A 15139-nucleotide genomic window follows, 5' to 3' on the forward strand; every position below is an offset into this window, starting at 1 on the left:
ATGCCGCCTGTGCAAAGTAAAAAGTGCAATCTGGGAACCTATACAGACTAATTAACCCAAAAACCCCTGTCCCGCAGGCATATCCCAGAATTTTCAAAACTGGGTACTTCTGCAGTCTATTTATTATAACATCTGTACTGCTGTTTGGCAAGATTGAGGAAAGCGATATTTATGCCTGCAGGGCCAAAAGCGGTCTGGACAGCAAAGACCGGCCCAAACGGGCTGGCCTTCCAGGAGGAGGCCAAGAGTCTGTGCCGGGTTTTGCCAAAGGCTTCTCCCGTTGGGATCTTTTCCCGGGGCCTATGCGTTAACCTGCTTTTTCTCCGTTCTTCCCAAAAGATAATCCAACGAGACTTCAAAGACATCCGCAATTTTCAGCAGGATTTCCACTTTGGGTTCCCGCGTCATCAGCTCATAATTTTGATACGTCTTCTCGGTGATATCGCAATAGATTGCAACCTCCCGCTGGGTGAACCCTTTCTCTTTTCTGCATTGTTTTAACCGTTCTGCCAATATTTCTCTCATATTCCATCACCTACAATTGTTCTTGACTTAACAAGTATAGGAAGATAGAATGAAGGGTATACCAACGATTGTTGGTGAATTTGTTTAAAGGACAAAAACTATGGCAAACTTTTGCTTAAAATGCTGGAACGAGATGAATGGTACGGACTGTTCTCCCCGAAAATACCGGATGTCTGAGGAGTTGGAGCTATGTGAGGGGTGCGGCAAATGGACGAATGTGGTTCTGGGGGAACGCGGGTATTCCTATGGGAATAAACTGAAGTTCCTTCTGGTTCCTTTCAGGGCTGCTGGGGCAGTTTTATATGTCTTATGGAGAATCCTCCTTTTGCCCTATTTGATCTGCAGGCAGTACAGGAAAAAGAAGAAGGGACGGGGTCAAAAACAGCCGCCGCCTGTTTGACGGCGCCGCGCCGCCCGGAACGGCGTGAAAAAGCTCCATGGGAAGAGAACCTTCCCATGGAGCTTTTTGTTTTCCATTTGATTGTCTGAAAGGACCCCGCAGGCCCGCGGAGCCCTTCCTGCGGCGGGACTTTGCCTTTCAGGCTCAGGCGAAGGGGTTTTCGCTCTTGTAGAGCATACCCTTGGGCTGGTTGAAGCCGATGTCCTGAACGCCCAGGAACTTGAACACCTCGAACAGGGCCTTGCCGTGATGGCCGAAGGCCACGGCGCCGTGGTGGGGGTAGTTCTTCTCGATGAGCACATGGCGGTAGAAGCGGCCCATTTCAGGGATGGCGAACACGCCGATGCCGCCGAAGGAGCGGGTGGGAACCGGCAGGACCTCGCCCTGGGCCACATAGGCCCGCAGCTCGCAGTCCGCGGTGCTCTGGAGGCGGAAGAAGGTGATGTCGCCGGGGACGATGTCGCCCTCCAGGGTGCCCTGGGTGACCTCCTCAGGCAGGTTGCGCGCCATGATCATCTGATACTTCATGGTGGGGGCGCACAGCTTCTTGGAGCAGGTGTTGCCGCAGTGGAAGCCCATGAAGGTGTCGGTGAGGCTGTAATCGTATTTGCCCTTGATGTCGGCTTCGTACATGTCCTTGGGGACCGTGTTGTTGATGTCCAGCAGGGTGACCATGTCGCCGCTGACGCAGGCGCCGATAAACTCGGAAAGGGTGCCATAGATGTCCACCTCGCAGGAGACGGGGATGCCCCGGCCCGTGAGACGGGAGTTGACGTAGCAGGGCACAAAGCCGAACTGGGTCTGGAAGGCGGGCCAGCATTTGCTGGTGAGGGCCACATACTTGCGGTAGCCCCTGTGCTCCTCCACCCAATCCAGCAGGGTGAGCTCATACTGGGCCAGCTTGCTGAGGATTTCGGGCTTCTTGTTGCCCTCGCCCAGCTCCTGCTCCATCTCCTTCACCACGCCGGGGATGCGCTCGTCGCCGGCGTGCTTGTTGAAGGCCTCGAACAGGTCCAGCTCGGAATTTTCCTCGATTTCCACGCCCAGGTCGTACAGGCGCTTGATGGGCGCGTTGCAGGCCAGGAAGTTCAGCGGCCGGGGGCCGAAGCTGATGATCTTCAAATCCTTCAGGCCCACAAGGGCGCGGGCGATGGGGATGAACTCGTGGATTCTGTCGGCGCAGTCCTCTGCGTCGCCCACGGGGTTTTCCGGTATGTAGGCCTTGATTTCCCGGAGCTTCAGGTTATAGCTGGCGTTGAGCATGCCGCAGTAGGCGTCGCCGCGGCCACCCACCAGGTCGTCGCCGGATTCCTCCGCGGCGGCAATGAACATGGCGGGACCGTCAAAATGCTTGGCCAGCAGGGTTTCGGAGATTTCCGGGCCGAAGTTGCCCAGGTACACCACCAGCGCGTTGCAGCCGGCGTTCTTCACGTCTTCCAGCGCCTGCACCATATGGATTTCGCTTTCCACAATGCAGACGGGGCACTCGTACACGCCCTCGCTGCCGTATTTTTCGGTATAGGCCTTCATCAGGGCTTTTCTCCGGTTGACGGAGAGGGTTTCCGGGAAACAGTCGCGGGAAACGGCGACGACGCCGACCTTGACTTCAGGGGTATTGTTCATCTTTTCAAGTCCTCCGTTTCGTAAAATTGTACGAACAATTTGTGCTTTCATCATAGCGCAAAACCGCAAAAAAAGCAAGAGCTTTTTCGGGAAAAGGGGGACAAAACCCATAGCGGAAAAAGGGCGGCACAGGGCGGCGTGCCAGGCTTCTTCCAATCTGAAGCCCGCGGCTGTGTGAGGATTCGGCTGAAACTCGAGCGCCGCGCCGTTTTTTGTGGAAACCGGGGCCGGGCTGTGCTATACTGAAGCCAAAAAGGGGCTATGGAAAGGTAGGAAGTGAAACATGGGAAATCTTATGGTTCTGGAAGCGACGCTGCAGGATTCCCTGCGCGGAATTTTGGGGGACGCCGCTGCGGTGCTGGTGGTATTCGGCGCTGTGTTCTCCCTGCTCAACTGCTTTTTGGGATACCGGCTTGTCAAGCTCTGGTCCGCGCTGTGCGGGTTTGCGGTGGGCTGGGTTGCGGCGTTTGCCGTGTCCATGCATTTTCTGGCGAACGCGGGCGTCAGCGCGGTCATCGGGATTGCGGCGGGGCTTCTGCTGGGAGGAATCGCCTTTTTCCTCTACAAGGCGGGCGTCTTTGTGCTGTGCGTATTCCTGGTGTTTTTCCTGTGCGTGGGGCTGATCCCCATCCAGTGGCTGGCCATTGTGCTGGGCCTGGCGCTGGGCATCGCCGTGGGCGTGTTGGCCATGAAGTTTATGCGCGAGGTGCTGATTTTCACCACGGCCATCAGCGGCGGAATGAACGCCGCAAACGCCCTGCTTCCGGTTTTCGGCCTGCAAAATGCGGCAGCCGCACTGATCGTGGGCCTGGCGCTGGCGGTTCTGGGCATTGTGGTGCAGTGGAAGACCACGGCAAAGGCGTGAAGCAGGACAGGGGATTTTTCTGCAGCCGGAAATTTTGTGAAAAATGCAGAGACGGAGGCCCGGCGGGGCCCAACGGGTCTTTGTGGAATTTGCCCATGACATTTTTTTGGGAAAAGTGATATACTAATAATAGAGTCAACAACGTGCGGTTTGCTTCGCGGAACACAAATTCTGTTGCGGCGGCCGTACGTTTTTTGTTTTTGAAGCTGCCGCGCTGAGCGGCCATGTGAAAGAGAGGGAAAGCCCATGTTCAGCAACGGAGATGCGGTGTTATACGGCGCGGAGGGCGTTTGCAGGCTGGAGGGAAGCACCCAGCGGGAAATCGGCGGAAAGAAGCTGGAGTATTATGTGCTCAAGCCCGTATACCGGGCGGGGTCCACGGTGTTTGTGCCCAAGGGGAACGAGACGCTTACCGCAAAGATGCGCAGGGTGCTGTCCCCGGAGGAAATTCACAAGCTGATTCAGGAGATACCGGAGGAGAAGGAGCTTTGGATTGAGAACGAGGGCGAGAGAAGGGCTGAGTACGGAAGGATTGTGTCCGGCGGCGACCGCCGGGAGCTGATCCGCGTTATCAAGGCGCTGTACCAGCGCAGGCAGAAACAGCAGGAACTGGGCAAGAAGTTCCACCTTTCCGACGAACGCTTTCTGAAGGAGGCGGAGGAGAAACTGCACGGGGAATTTGCCCTGGTGCTGAACATCCAGCCGGACCAGGTGACCGCCTTCATCCGCCGGGAAATCGGCGCAGAGGAAGAAACGGAATGGGGCGAATCTGCAATTTCGTAGGGTTAAGCCGTGGGGTGCTGCGTGCCGGTGGGCCGCGGCAGTCTCCGCGGCTTAAAAATCTTTGGCCGGCTTTTTTCTAGAAAGACGGAGCGACATAAAATTTCCTTGATAAGCCCCGAAAAACTGGCATACTATAGTAGGACAGCAACATGCAAAATGACGCAGGACCACCCGGCATTGCGGCGGGTGGTTTTCTTATCGCTTAAAACGGCGAAAAAGATGGCCGGGCGGAGGGGAGAGAAGGCTTTCTACTAGGAAGCCGGAGGTGACCTGGGCTTCCCTTTATTCAGGCCGATAGGATTGGGGTATCCTGGATTCTTGTGTCCACCACCCAGCTGATAACCTTTCAGGAAACAAAGAGGAATTGAAAAGTGCGTTTCCAGGGCATGGAAACGCACTTTTTCCGTATTCGTCAATCCATCGGCGCAGCCTGCTCCCGCTGATTCCCAGCTCTCTGGCGGTCTCGCCTACTGATTTGCCTGCTTCCTGTGCTGTTTTTACAGCAGCCACATGAAACTACTTGCCGCATACCGCTCACTTCATAAACTGGGCTTCCTTTCCAACTTTCTTTTTCCGTTCTGTCCAGTTTATGATACCATGACCACAGGGAGTATTTTGTCACGGTCTGTTTTTACTGGTTCAGTTCAACTTGCCGGGAGCAGCTCCTTTTTCGTTTTACTGTACGCAGCCATTTGCGAGCAGGTTTTGATAGATGTTTTCTATAGGAAGCGTATTTCCATCAGAAATGATATGTAGGACATATTCTGAGCCTACTTGGAAGATGTGAATCACATAACCATTAGGAAGTTGTTCCTTCTCTAATTTGAGTTTTTTTATAGCATTATTGCCTAAATAATAGCCATTATACTCTATGACAAAAGTTGACTCATTTTCAAACGAATCCCTTTGCACACCTACGGTTTTTATCCATGACATTTGTATGAGCGGAAGCTCAGCCATACACTCCTCACGGATTTCGGAAACAAACCAAAATCCGATAATGTTTTTTGTAAGTTTGACAAGAACTGTATTCTGATCGTTCTTTACAGCTTTTACAATTCGTATGCTTTCTCCGCTGCTATTAATATCTTCGTCGATTATGCTTAGATTTCCGCAAGTAAGCCCATTTAGTGATAGAGAAATATTATAACTATTGGCTTTCAGAAAAAAAACAACAACAATTAATACGGCAACTCCACACACTATAACTTTTATGACTTTGTTTTTCATTACTGCTTCCCTCCAATCCAATTTAGCATATTTGCTTTATGAGCAATAAATTTTAAACAGAGTAAAATCTAAAAGCACAAACTAGTTTTTTGTACAAAATATCATAAAATTTGTATATGTCAATGCTTGTCAAATATTTAATTTATTATGCAGAAAAGTCATGAGTCTGTCAAGGGCTGACACTATATAAGATTGAATTGGAGGAATACAAAACGGCTTGCAGAAAAGCAAAAGTAGAGCGGCAATAGAGCAATTGGAAAGATAAAGAAGAAAACACAAAAACCACCCGCCGCAGGACGGGTGGTTTTCTTATCGCTTAAAACGGCGGAAAAGATGGCCGGGCGGAGGGGAGGCTGTCTTCTTGCCGTCTCATCAGCCGCCTGCGGCGAAGATCTCTGAACAAAGTGAGGAGACCTTTTTGATAGGCTTCCCCTTGAGGGGAGAGGGGAAACAGATTCCCTGCGGGAATCTGCTGGATGAGGTGGAAAGCTTCCCGCTTACACCGCAGCGGCAGAGTACAAGTTAGCGACACCTCATCAGCCGCCTTGGCGAAGATATCTGAACAAAGTGAGGAGATCTTTTTGGCAGACTTCCCCTCAAGGGGAAGCCTTTGGTCTCCGCTGCCGCTACGGGTCTTGGTCCCCTGTGGGGACCGTCCAAGACCGGTCTTCGCTGTCGCTACGGTCGGTGATGGACGCATGCCACAGGCATGCATCACCCGAGACGGCAGTCGAGAACGGTTCTGCGTGCCACTGGCACGCAGAACCCCTCGAACGCAAAGCGTTCGCCTTTTCTTCAAAAAGTACCGGGATTCTTCCGGCTGGGTGGAAATTTGGACGCAACATCAACGCGACTTAAAAGTCTTTGGCCGGCTTTCTACTAGGAAGTCGGAGGTTTGGCGCCGGAGGTGTCCTGGGCTTCCATGGTCAGCCTCACAATGAGGCCGTGGGGCTCTTTGGGCAGCAGAGACACGCCGCAGCCTTCCCCGTAGGTGATGCGGATGCGCTCCCGCACGTTGGAGATGCCGTAGCCCTCCCCGGAGGAGGAGGCCTCTTTCTCCATCTCCCTGAGCCGGTCCTCGTCCATGCCCACGCCGTCATCCTGAATTTCCACCAGCAGCATCCCCTCCTCCACTCTGGCGCTGATCTCAATGTGAAGGATCCCCAGGGTGGGGTGCATCCCGTGTTCCAGGGCGTTTTCCACAAAGGGCTGCAGGATGATTTTGGGCACAAAACAGCTTTTCGCCTCAGGCGAAATCTCATACCGCATCTGGAATTTCCCCCGATAGCGGATGGCGCAGACCTGCACATAGGCGCTGACATGGTCGATTTCCTCCTGCAGGGTGATCGTCTCCCTGCCCTTGGAGAGGGAAATGCGGTAAAAGCGGACCAGCGCCTGGGCCATCTCCCGGATCAGCCCCACGTCCCCCCGGTCGCAGAGCCGCACGATGGAGGAGAGGGAATTGTAGAGGAAATGGGGCCGTATTTGGGACTGCAGCATGGTCAGGTGCTCCTGCTGGGAACGAATCTCCGTCTGGAACACGTCGTGAATCAGGCGGTTGATATGGTCCGCCATGCTGTTGTAGCCGTCTGCCAGCATGCCGATTTCATCAGAAGACTTCACCTGAATCCTGCAGCCGTAGTCCCCCTGCTGAAAGCGGTAGAGGCTGTCGCGCACCGCGAGGATCCTGCGGGTGAACCAGCCGGAAAAGCAGACGGAAAGCACCAGCGCCAGGGCCAGGGAAAGCAGGAGCATCAGGAAGAACTGGTACAGCACTGCGGAAAAGGATTCCATGGCGTCGTAGGGGATGATCCAGACCTGCTGCCAGCCGTTTTCCATCCTGCCGGAGAGCACGGCCTTCCCGTCCGCCACGGCGGCCGTGTCCCCGCCGTTCAGGCTGATGCCCTCCGGCAGCTCCGGGGGAGCCTGTTCCGGCGTCATGAAAATCAGCTCTCCCTGCCCGTCGAAAAGGTAGAGCTCCTGTTCCGAAACCACAATGTCCTCCAGCCTCACGCTGATGCGCAGGACGCCCCTGGAGGAGGAAAAGGGGGACGCGGGCAGAGCCTTGATGAAGGAAACGCTCCCCCGCTGCGCGTCCTGGGAGGTCTGCCGCCACCCCGTGGCGCCGTTTCTCGCGTCCACATACCAGTTGGACTGAATCACCGTCATGGCGTCCTGCTGAAAGCGCTTGGCCCGGTACAGGGCGATGGAGACCTGCCCCAGGGCGTCCTTGTGGTTTTGACTGCCGGATGTGGAAAGCAGCCCCTCCACATCCACGGGGATGATCTCCTGGATGTCCGCGTTGTTGCTGACAATGGACAGGGCCGCGGGGATTCCCATGCCCCGCAGCAGGGTTTCCAGATGGGAGAGCATGTCCCGGGCGATCCGGTATTCGTCATAGGGGGATAGGTTGGAGCCCGCCAGGTACTGCTCCACGTCCCCCAGATTTCCCACCAGGTCCGCCAGAGTCTCCACCTTGGCGGCGTTGTTGTCCGCCGAATGGATTCCCTCGTCCACGGCAGACTGAAAAGCGGAAATGGCCTTTCCCTCCACAAAGGAGCGGGTGGTGGATAAGGCCCAGCTGCTGAGCAGCCCCCAGACCACCAGGGCAATGGCCAAAAAGCACAGCAGCAGCTTTGCCCGGATGCTGGGGGCTTTCAGAAATCCTTTATGCCCCATGCCGGTACTCCCTGGGGGTGAGCCCGTATTCCTGCCGGAACACCCGGGCAAAGGAATCGCTGCTGGTATACCCTGTCAGATGGGCGATTTCCCCCACGCCCATCTGTTTCTTTTCCCGCAGCAGATGGGCCGCGTAGCTGAGCCTGGTTTTCTGCAGATAGGCTGAAAAATTCATGCCCAGCACTTCCTGTACAATTTTCCCCAGATGGTTTGCCGAATAGCGCAGCTCCCCCGCGATATCCGCCAGGGTGATCCGTTCCGACAGGTGGGCGAACACGTACTGGCACACCTGGTCTGTGAGCAGTTCCTCCCTGGACTTCTGCACGGCCGGGCTCTCCTCCCCGCGGCCCTTGGCGCCCAGCCTGCTCACGGCGCGCAGCAGCGCGGTGAGCAGCTCGTCGTCCTGAACGGGCTTGAGCAGGTACCACACCGCGCTCAGGGCCAGCGCCTGCCGGGCATATTCAAAATCGTCGTACCCGCTGACAAACAGGATTTCCGCGTCGGGGTACTTCTCCTTGACGATGCCCGCCAGGTCAATGCCGCTCAGCTGCGGCATGTTCACGTCGGTGATCAGGATGTCCACGGGCACATCCTGAATCACCTGCAGGGCGTGAATCCCGCTCTCCGCCGTATGAATCTCCATCGGCGGCAGCAGCAGCCGCGGAATCTGATCCCGCAGGCCCTCCAAATCCAGCCATTCGTCATCCACAATAAGGACGTGCAGCATCATTCCCTCTCCTCTCCAATACCGCTCTCCCCAGAAGAATTGGCGTACTGCCAGTTGTAATGGGAGAGCACAAATTGAAATCCGGCCTGGTCCACCTGATGGTTCAGCTCCGTCAGGTAATAGAGGGCCTCGCTCTCCTCCTTGGCCCCCACAATGCGGGGCAGATAGGATTCCACCAGCTGCCCGCACAGAATTTTCGCCGTATTCTCCAGCCCGTCGCAGGTGGGGGAGATGTTCTGCAGCCGGGAGATGTCGCAGCTGTGCCGGTCCAGCACCTCCGCCTTCCAAACCGTCTTCCGGTCCTTGCGCGCTTCCGGCAGCTGGGCGTTCCCGGCAAGCCGGGCCCTGTTCACAAAATCCAGATTCTTCACGATGTTCCAGGCGGACAGGCCCTTTTCCTCCCGCTCCTCCGGCGCGGCGGCATACCACGCCCTGTTGAAGACGGGCATGCCCCCGTCGTCCAGCTCCTCCCAGTACAGGCCCTGGGGCCCGAATTCCAGCAGCACCTGCCCCTCCGGGGAGGCCAGCCAGTCCAGCATGCGGTAAATCCGCTCCGGGTCCGCCGCCCCCGCGCTGACGGCGATCTCCGTCTTTCCCATAGGGCTGTATCCGGAAGACCAGACCGGGCCCTTCACCTGGGAATTGGCCCGCAGCGGCTCAATCACGCGGTACCCCTGGGCGGAACCCTCCCCGCCCCATTCCGTCAGCGCATCCAAAATGGAGCCGGTCACGTCCGCGGAGCAGACCACGGCAAACCTGCCGGTGGCCAGGGTTTCGTACACCTGCTCGCCCTGCTCCAAAAAGCAGCCTGGGCTGAGCGCGGCCTGCTGGTACAGCCTGCGGAGAAACAGCATGGTCTCCCTGAAGGCCGGGTCCCTGCCGATAAAATCGAACCGGTCCGTTTCCGGGTCGAGCCACACGTTCATCTCGCAGTATTCCGGCACCCGGCCTCCGCCAAAGGACACATAGAGCTGCGAGTAGTCGAAAGCCGCGTCCAGCTGCAGGTGCACAAAGTCGCCGCCGGAAAGCCCCGGCATGGTTCCCCGCAGGCCGGAAAGGTATTTCTCCAAATCCTCCAGGGTGCGCAGGGGCGGGCTGCCCATCTCCCTGTAAATCTCCTCGTTTATGACCCACCCGCCGCTGCCGTCCGGCGACGTGGAGGACTGGTTGAGCAGGGTGTAGATGCTGCCGTTATACCGGGACAGCTCCAGGGTGTCCTTCCCCGCCATAGCCGCGTACCCGCCGTATTTCTGAATGGAAGGTCCCAGGTTCCAAAGCTTGCGTTCCCGCACCAGCCAGGAGAATACGTGGTCCCTCTGCAGCTCCAGGATGTCCGGCAGGGAGTCGGAGGCCACCAGCAGCTTCACCGTGCTTTCGTACTGTATGCCGGAGTTGACGGGCTCCAGCTCCACACCAAACCGCTCGCTGATTTCCTGGGAGACGCTGTCGCCGTTCCAGGTCCTCAGCCTGTGGGAATCCGAATTGTGAAACAGGCAGGAGACCCGGTAGGGCTCCTCCGGGCTTTCGGGCAGGGCTGCCTCCCCGTCCGCGGCAGGCAGCCCTGCCCCTCCGCCGCAGGCGGGAAGCGCGGCCGGGGAAACGGCTGCGTACAGCGCCAGAACAACCCCGCACAAAACCAGCAGGACTGCTTTGACCGGCCCCCGGAGGGAGCCGGTCCGTTTATTTGGTGGATTTCCCTCTTCGGTTGTTCCAAATCTCATAAAAATACCCTCTAAATTTCTCGAATACTATATAACAATACTTGTCCACACTCAGTATACAGCATGCCCAAACAAGGATGCAACCACCTGAATCAACGAAAAATCATGCAGATTCAACGATATATCCTGCGCGTGCATGGGAGTTCATTGAACATTATTGATAAATTATTTTAAGGATACTATAATTTATTCAACAAATTACCTATAGGAGGTACATTATGAAAAGGATTCTTTCCGCTCTGCTCGCAGTCCTGTGCACCCTGGCCCTGACAGCCTGCGGCACCACCCCTTCCTCCAGCGCACCGCCGAAGGAGGAATCTTCCCCCGAAAGCAAGGCCCAATCCTCCCAGGCGTCGGAGCCCGGCGAGGAGCAGGGGTCCGACCGTGAAACCGTGGACCTGGTCTTCTATTGGCAGGGCGACGGCAAGCCGGACAACCAGCGGGTCTGGGATAAGCTCAACGAGCTGACCTCCGCGGCCATCCAGACCACGGCCACCCACAACCTGGTTTCCTGGTCCAACACCAACGGCATCGACCTGATCATCGCCTCCGGCGAATACCACGACGCCACCTATGTCTCCGCAGGCGGCTACCCCAAGCGGGTGCAGCAGGGCGCCTTCGCAGAGCTGACGCCTGAGTTCATCGAGGAGCACATGCCGGACCTGAACGCCAAAATCCCCGCGCTGGCCTGGGCGCAGGCCACCGTCGACGGCAAAATTTACGGCGTGCCCAATGTGTCCGAGGAATGGTCCTACTACCGGGCCATCGCGGTCCGGGGCGACCTGCGCAAGAAGTACAACATCCCGGAGATCACCTCTGTGGACATTCTGGAGCAGTACCTGCAGGCCGTGGCGGACAACGAACCCAGCATCATCCCCTGGGACGCCAACCCCAGCTACGCCTCCTACATGCGGCAGATCGTCATGGACCAGGAGCAGGACCTGATGTACTGCTCCCAGAACGCCAGCATGATCCCAGGCTACGGCTACCACACCAAGGACGATTCCGGCGAGCTGTTCAACATCTACCAGACCCAGGAGTTCAAGGACTACCTGGCGAAAATGGTGGATTGGCGCAAGCGCGGCTTCTGGAGCGCCAACGCCCTGAACAACGACAAACGCCAGCAGGACAGCTTCCTCAACGGCACCAGCGCCATCGCCATGGAGAATAACGGCACTGTGGCCAGCTTCGTCCAGCAGGCCAACACTTCCCACCCGGAATGGGAGGCGGAATTCTACGACGGCGCCAACAACGGCGACTTCACCGTGCTGCAGACCTCTTACCTGAACAACACCTTTGCCGTCAGCTCTGTCTCCCAGCACGCGGACCGCGCCCTGGAATGGCTGCAGTACGTCAAGTGCAACCAGGAAGCCTTCGACCTTTTCCGCAACGGCATCGAAGGGGAGCACTGGATCGACGAGGGCGAGGGCCTGATGTCCGTGGGCCCGAAGAACGGGGACTACGGCGATTACACCAACTGGTGGAGCTCCCAGGTGGATATGCACCGGACCTCCGTGGACGAACTGCCGGAGTACACCGCCTGTGTGGACAGCTACCGGGACCGCACCTTTGTCAATAAAGTCTACTATTTCCTGTTCAACCAGGAGCCTGTGGCAGCGGAGATCGCCGCCATGACCAACGTGACGGAGGAATATTTGAACGGCCTGCTGCTGGGCATGTACGACGACTGGGAGTCCACCCTAAACACCATGGAGGCCGCCTATGACGCGGCTGGACGCCAGAAGGTGGTGGATGAGTACACCAAGCAGCTTCAGGAACACATGAAGAATTTCTCTGTAGAATAAACGTCGGAGGGCAGCGGGAGAGGGGACTGAAAAGACCAAAGGCTTCCCCTTGAGGGGAAGCTGTCACCGCAGGTGACTGATGAGGTGGCAAAAAGATGGTCGAACTTCGTTCGAGCATCTTCCGCCTATATTCTGCCGCCTCGGTGTAAGCGGGGGAGCTTTCCACCTCATCCACCGCAAGCGGTCCCCCTTCCCCTCGAGGGGAAGGCTAAAGGAAAAGGCTTCCCCTTGAGGGGAAGCTGCCGCCGCAGGCGGCTGATGAGGTGTTTTGACTTGTATTCTGCCGCTGCGGGGTGAGGATGAGGCTTTCCACCTCATCCGTCACGGCACAGCCGTGACACCTTCCCCTCGAGGGGAAGGCTAAGGCCCTTCTCCAGCCCGGAAGCAAAAGATCTCCTCACTCTGTTCGGAGATCTTCGGGAAGAACCCCTCGAACGCGAAGCGGTCTCCGCTGCCGCTACGGGTCTTGGTCCCCTGTGGGGACCGTCCAAGACCGACCGAGACGGCAGTCGAGAACGGCGCTGGACACGTGCCACCGGCACGCAGCGCCGCCTTTCCTGCGGAAAGTACCGGGCTTCTTCCGGCTCGAACGAAGTGAGAGCAGCTTTTGCCAGAGGGTTGGAGCTCAGAGTTCTTTACAAGCTTTCTGCGAAAGAAAGCGGAGAAAAGATTTTGGAAAGGTGATGGCTTGATTTATGAATGAGAAGATTCGAATGGGAGTCGTGGGCGTGGGCGGCCATTCCGCCCTCTCCATCGGGGGGACCCTCCGCAGCGGAGACGCGGTCCTGACCGCCCTGTGCGACAACAATCCGGAGACTCTCCGGTATAAGGGGGACCTCTACGGCATTCCGGAAAACCGCCGCTTCCTGGACTACAACGACCTGATCGCCTGCAGCGAGGTGGACGCGGTGTCCAACGTGACGCCCAATAACGTGCACCTGGAAGTGATGCTGGCCGTGCTCCGGGCAGGGAAGCCCCTGATGACGGAGAAGCCCATGACGCTGGACGCAGCCGAGGCGGAGACCGCCCTGGCAGCAGCCAGAGAGGCGGGCGTGCCTGTGATGCTGGGCTTTACTTACCGGTTTTATCCTGCCATGCGGTATGCCCGGCATATCGTGAGAAGCGGGGAGCTGGGGGAAATCCGCCATGTCTACGCCCAGTACAAGCAGGCGGGCGGGACCAACGAAAACGCGCCCCGGGTGTGGCGGTACAATAAGGCGCTCACCGGCACCGGCGCGTTGGGGGACCTGGGCTCCCATGCCCTGGATATGGCCAGGTTTGTCACCGGGGCGGAATTCACCAGCGTCTCCGCGGAGCTGGGCACTTTTGTAAAGCGGCGCCCCAGCCTCGGCGATTATAAGGCCGTCTATGAGGACGGGGGCCGCAGGTTTGAGCGGGTCTCCGAAGAAATCCACTGGGAAGAGGTGGATGTGGACGATTACAGCCATATGCACCTGCAGATGGACAACGGCGCGGCGGCCGCCTTTGAGATCACCCGGTTCGGCTACGGCAGGGGCAACTACCAGCGCCTGGAAATCCAGGGCAGCAAGGGCGCCCTGGTCTATGAAAACGACGCGGACAGCGACCATCAGGCAAAGCTTTACGCCTGCATCGGCCCCTCCTTCGGCATGAGCCATGCCTACAGCCGCATCGACATCCCCCAGCAGTTCACCGTGGACGAGACCCAGTGCTTCTTCGACCTGATTCACGGCAGCGCAGACGATATGGTTCCCACCATTGAGGACGGGTACCGGAATATGCTGGCGCTGGACGCTTGTGTCAGGTCCCACGAGGAAGGCAGAAGAATTCCGCTGAAGGGGTGAGCGCATTGACGGCACGGACCAAAAAGCCCGGCGGGTTCCTGAGAAAGGTCAGGCAGAACTGGATCATGCTCCTGATGGTCCTGCCCGCCGTGCTGTATTTCCTGATTTTCAACTATCTCCCCATGCCCGGCATCATCCTGGCCTTCAAGCGGTTCAACTACGCCCAGGGCATTTTCGCCAGCCCCTGGGCGGGGCTTGAAAATTTCCGTTTCTTCTTCGGCTCCGGGGACGCCTGGTTCCTCACCCGCAACACCATCCTCTACAACGTGGCCTTTTTGCTCGTGGGCACAGCCCTGCAGGTGCTGGTGGCCGTCATGCTGTCGGAGATGCGGCTGAAGCTGTTCAAAAAGGTGACCCAGACCATGATGTTCCTGCCCTACTTCATTTCCATGGTGGTAATCGGCGCGTTTATGTACAACATCTTCAACTACGAGTTCGGCGCGTTCAACACCATCCTCACCAGCCTGGGCATGGAGAGGGTGAACGTCTACTCCGATCCCGGGGTGTGGCCCTGGATCCTGATCGTCCTCAACACCTGGAAGGGCCTGGGCTACGGCATTGTGCTGTACCTTGCCGCCATCATGGGGATCGACACGGAAATCTATGAGGCCGCGGATATCGACGGGGCTAACACCTTCCAGAAAATCCGGGTCATCACCATTCCCTGCCTGCTGCCCACCATCATCACCCTGACGCTGCTGGCGGTGGGGGGCATCTGCAAGGGCAATTTCCAGCTGTTCTACAATGTGGTCGGCAACAACGGCATGCTCTTCAAGATGACCGACGTGATCGACACCTACGTCTACCGCGCCCTGATGCAGGCCTCCGATTTCGGAATGTCCACGGCGGCGGGCGCGTACCAGTCCGTCCTGAACCTGGTCATCATCATGACCGTAAACGGCCTCACGCGCCTGGTCGATAAGGAATACGCCCTGTTCTAGCGGAAGGGACCGCTGGT

General features: G+C 57.4%; 13 protein-coding genes. 6 read left to right on the forward strand and 7 right to left on the reverse strand.

Annotation, left to right across the window (positions count from 1 at the left end):
* Window positions 1–300: 300 nt before the first annotated feature.
* Window positions 301–525: a helix-turn-helix domain-containing protein gene (locus BN3911_RS01665; protein ID WP_066860434.1), complete on the reverse strand. Its 225-nt coding sequence runs from the start codon at window positions 523–525 to the stop codon at window positions 301–303.
* A gap of 544 nt (window positions 526–1069) precedes the next feature.
* Window positions 1070–2548, reverse strand: a complete 1479-nt coding sequence (locus BN3911_RS01675) for an L-fucose/L-arabinose isomerase family protein (protein ID WP_066860440.1) — start codon at window positions 2546–2548, stop codon at window positions 1070–1072.
* Between the two features lie 283 nt (window positions 2549–2831).
* On the opposite strand from BN3911_RS01675, the gene BN3911_RS01680 reads away from it, so the two are divergent.
* Together BN3911_RS01680 and BN3911_RS01685 are read left to right on the forward strand one after the other, a co-directional pair.
* Entirely contained in the window at window positions 2832–3413 is a 582-nt protein-coding gene (locus tag BN3911_RS01680) for a TM7S3/TM198-like domain-containing protein (protein ID WP_066860443.1), read from the forward strand.
* 246 nt (window positions 3414–3659) lie between these two features.
* Window positions 3660–4196: a CarD family transcriptional regulator gene (locus tag BN3911_RS01685; protein ID WP_066860444.1), complete on the forward strand. Its 537-nt coding sequence runs from the start codon at window positions 3660–3662 to the stop codon at window positions 4194–4196.
* 282 nt (window positions 4197–4478) lie between these two features.
* On the opposite strand, the gene BN3911_RS17810 is transcribed toward BN3911_RS01685, so the two are convergent.
* Both BN3911_RS17810 and BN3911_RS01690 read right to left on the reverse strand, forming a co-directional pair.
* Window positions 4479–4706 carry a transposase gene (locus tag BN3911_RS17810; protein ID WP_074039098.1) on the reverse strand — a complete coding sequence of 76 codons (228 nt, stop codon included), beginning with the start codon at window positions 4704–4706 and terminating at the stop codon, window positions 4479–4481.
* Between the two features lie 165 nt (window positions 4707–4871).
* Window positions 4872–5426: a hypothetical protein gene (locus BN3911_RS01690; RefSeq protein ID WP_066860446.1), complete on the reverse strand. Its 555-nt coding sequence runs from the start codon at window positions 5424–5426 to the stop codon at window positions 4872–4874.
* A 361-nt stretch (window positions 5427–5787) separates the two neighbouring features.
* On the opposite strand from BN3911_RS01690, the gene BN3911_RS17090 reads away from it, so the two are divergent.
* Window positions 5788–5952, forward strand: a complete 165-nt coding sequence (locus BN3911_RS17090) for a hypothetical protein (protein ID WP_154669687.1) — start codon at window positions 5788–5790, stop codon at window positions 5950–5952.
* A gap of 353 nt (window positions 5953–6305) precedes the next feature.
* Here BN3911_RS17090 and BN3911_RS01695 read toward each other — a convergent pair whose 3' ends face one another.
* Genes BN3911_RS01695 through BN3911_RS01705 form a run of 3 tightly spaced genes read right to left on the reverse strand, consistent with a single transcriptional unit; the run spans window position 6306 to window position 10553 of the window.
* Entirely contained in the window at window positions 6306–8105 is a 1800-nt protein-coding gene (locus tag BN3911_RS01695; protein WP_066860449.1) for a sensor histidine kinase, read from the reverse strand.
* The gene (locus BN3911_RS01700) at window positions 8095–8835 is read right to left on the reverse strand and encodes a response regulator transcription factor (RefSeq protein WP_082942007.1); all 741 of its coding nucleotides are present in this window, start codon (window positions 8833–8835) and stop codon (window positions 8095–8097) included. The genes BN3911_RS01695 and BN3911_RS01700 overlap by 11 nt, the downstream gene beginning before the upstream one ends.
* On the reverse strand, window positions 8832–10553 hold the full coding sequence (locus tag BN3911_RS01705; protein ID WP_066860454.1) for a type 2 periplasmic-binding domain-containing protein: 1722 nt from the start codon (window positions 10551–10553) through the stop codon (window positions 8832–8834). Before BN3911_RS01705 ends, BN3911_RS01700 begins: the two co-directional genes overlap by 4 nt.
* Before the next feature lie 218 nt (window positions 10554–10771).
* Between BN3911_RS01705 and BN3911_RS01710 the strand changes: the two genes are divergently transcribed.
* From BN3911_RS01710 to BN3911_RS01720, 3 genes are all read left to right on the forward strand, one after another.
* Entirely contained in the window at window positions 10772–12358 is a 1587-nt protein-coding gene (locus tag BN3911_RS01710) for a DUF3502 domain-containing protein (RefSeq protein WP_066860457.1), read from the forward strand.
* Between the two features lie 695 nt (window positions 12359–13053).
* Window positions 13054–14181: a Gfo/Idh/MocA family protein gene (locus BN3911_RS01715; RefSeq protein ID WP_066860460.1), complete on the forward strand. Its 1128-nt coding sequence runs from the start codon at window positions 13054–13056 to the stop codon at window positions 14179–14181.
* Between the two features lie 5 nt (window positions 14182–14186).
* Window positions 14187–15122: an ABC transporter permease gene (locus tag BN3911_RS01720; RefSeq protein ID WP_242871054.1), complete on the forward strand. Its 936-nt coding sequence runs from the start codon at window positions 14187–14189 to the stop codon at window positions 15120–15122.
* The last annotated feature ends 17 nt before the right edge of the window (window positions 15123–15139 follow it).

Source organism: Neglectibacter timonensis, from assembly GCF_900048895.1.
Taxonomy (GTDB): domain Bacteria; phylum Bacillota; class Clostridia; order Oscillospirales; family Acutalibacteraceae; genus Acutalibacter; species Acutalibacter timonensis.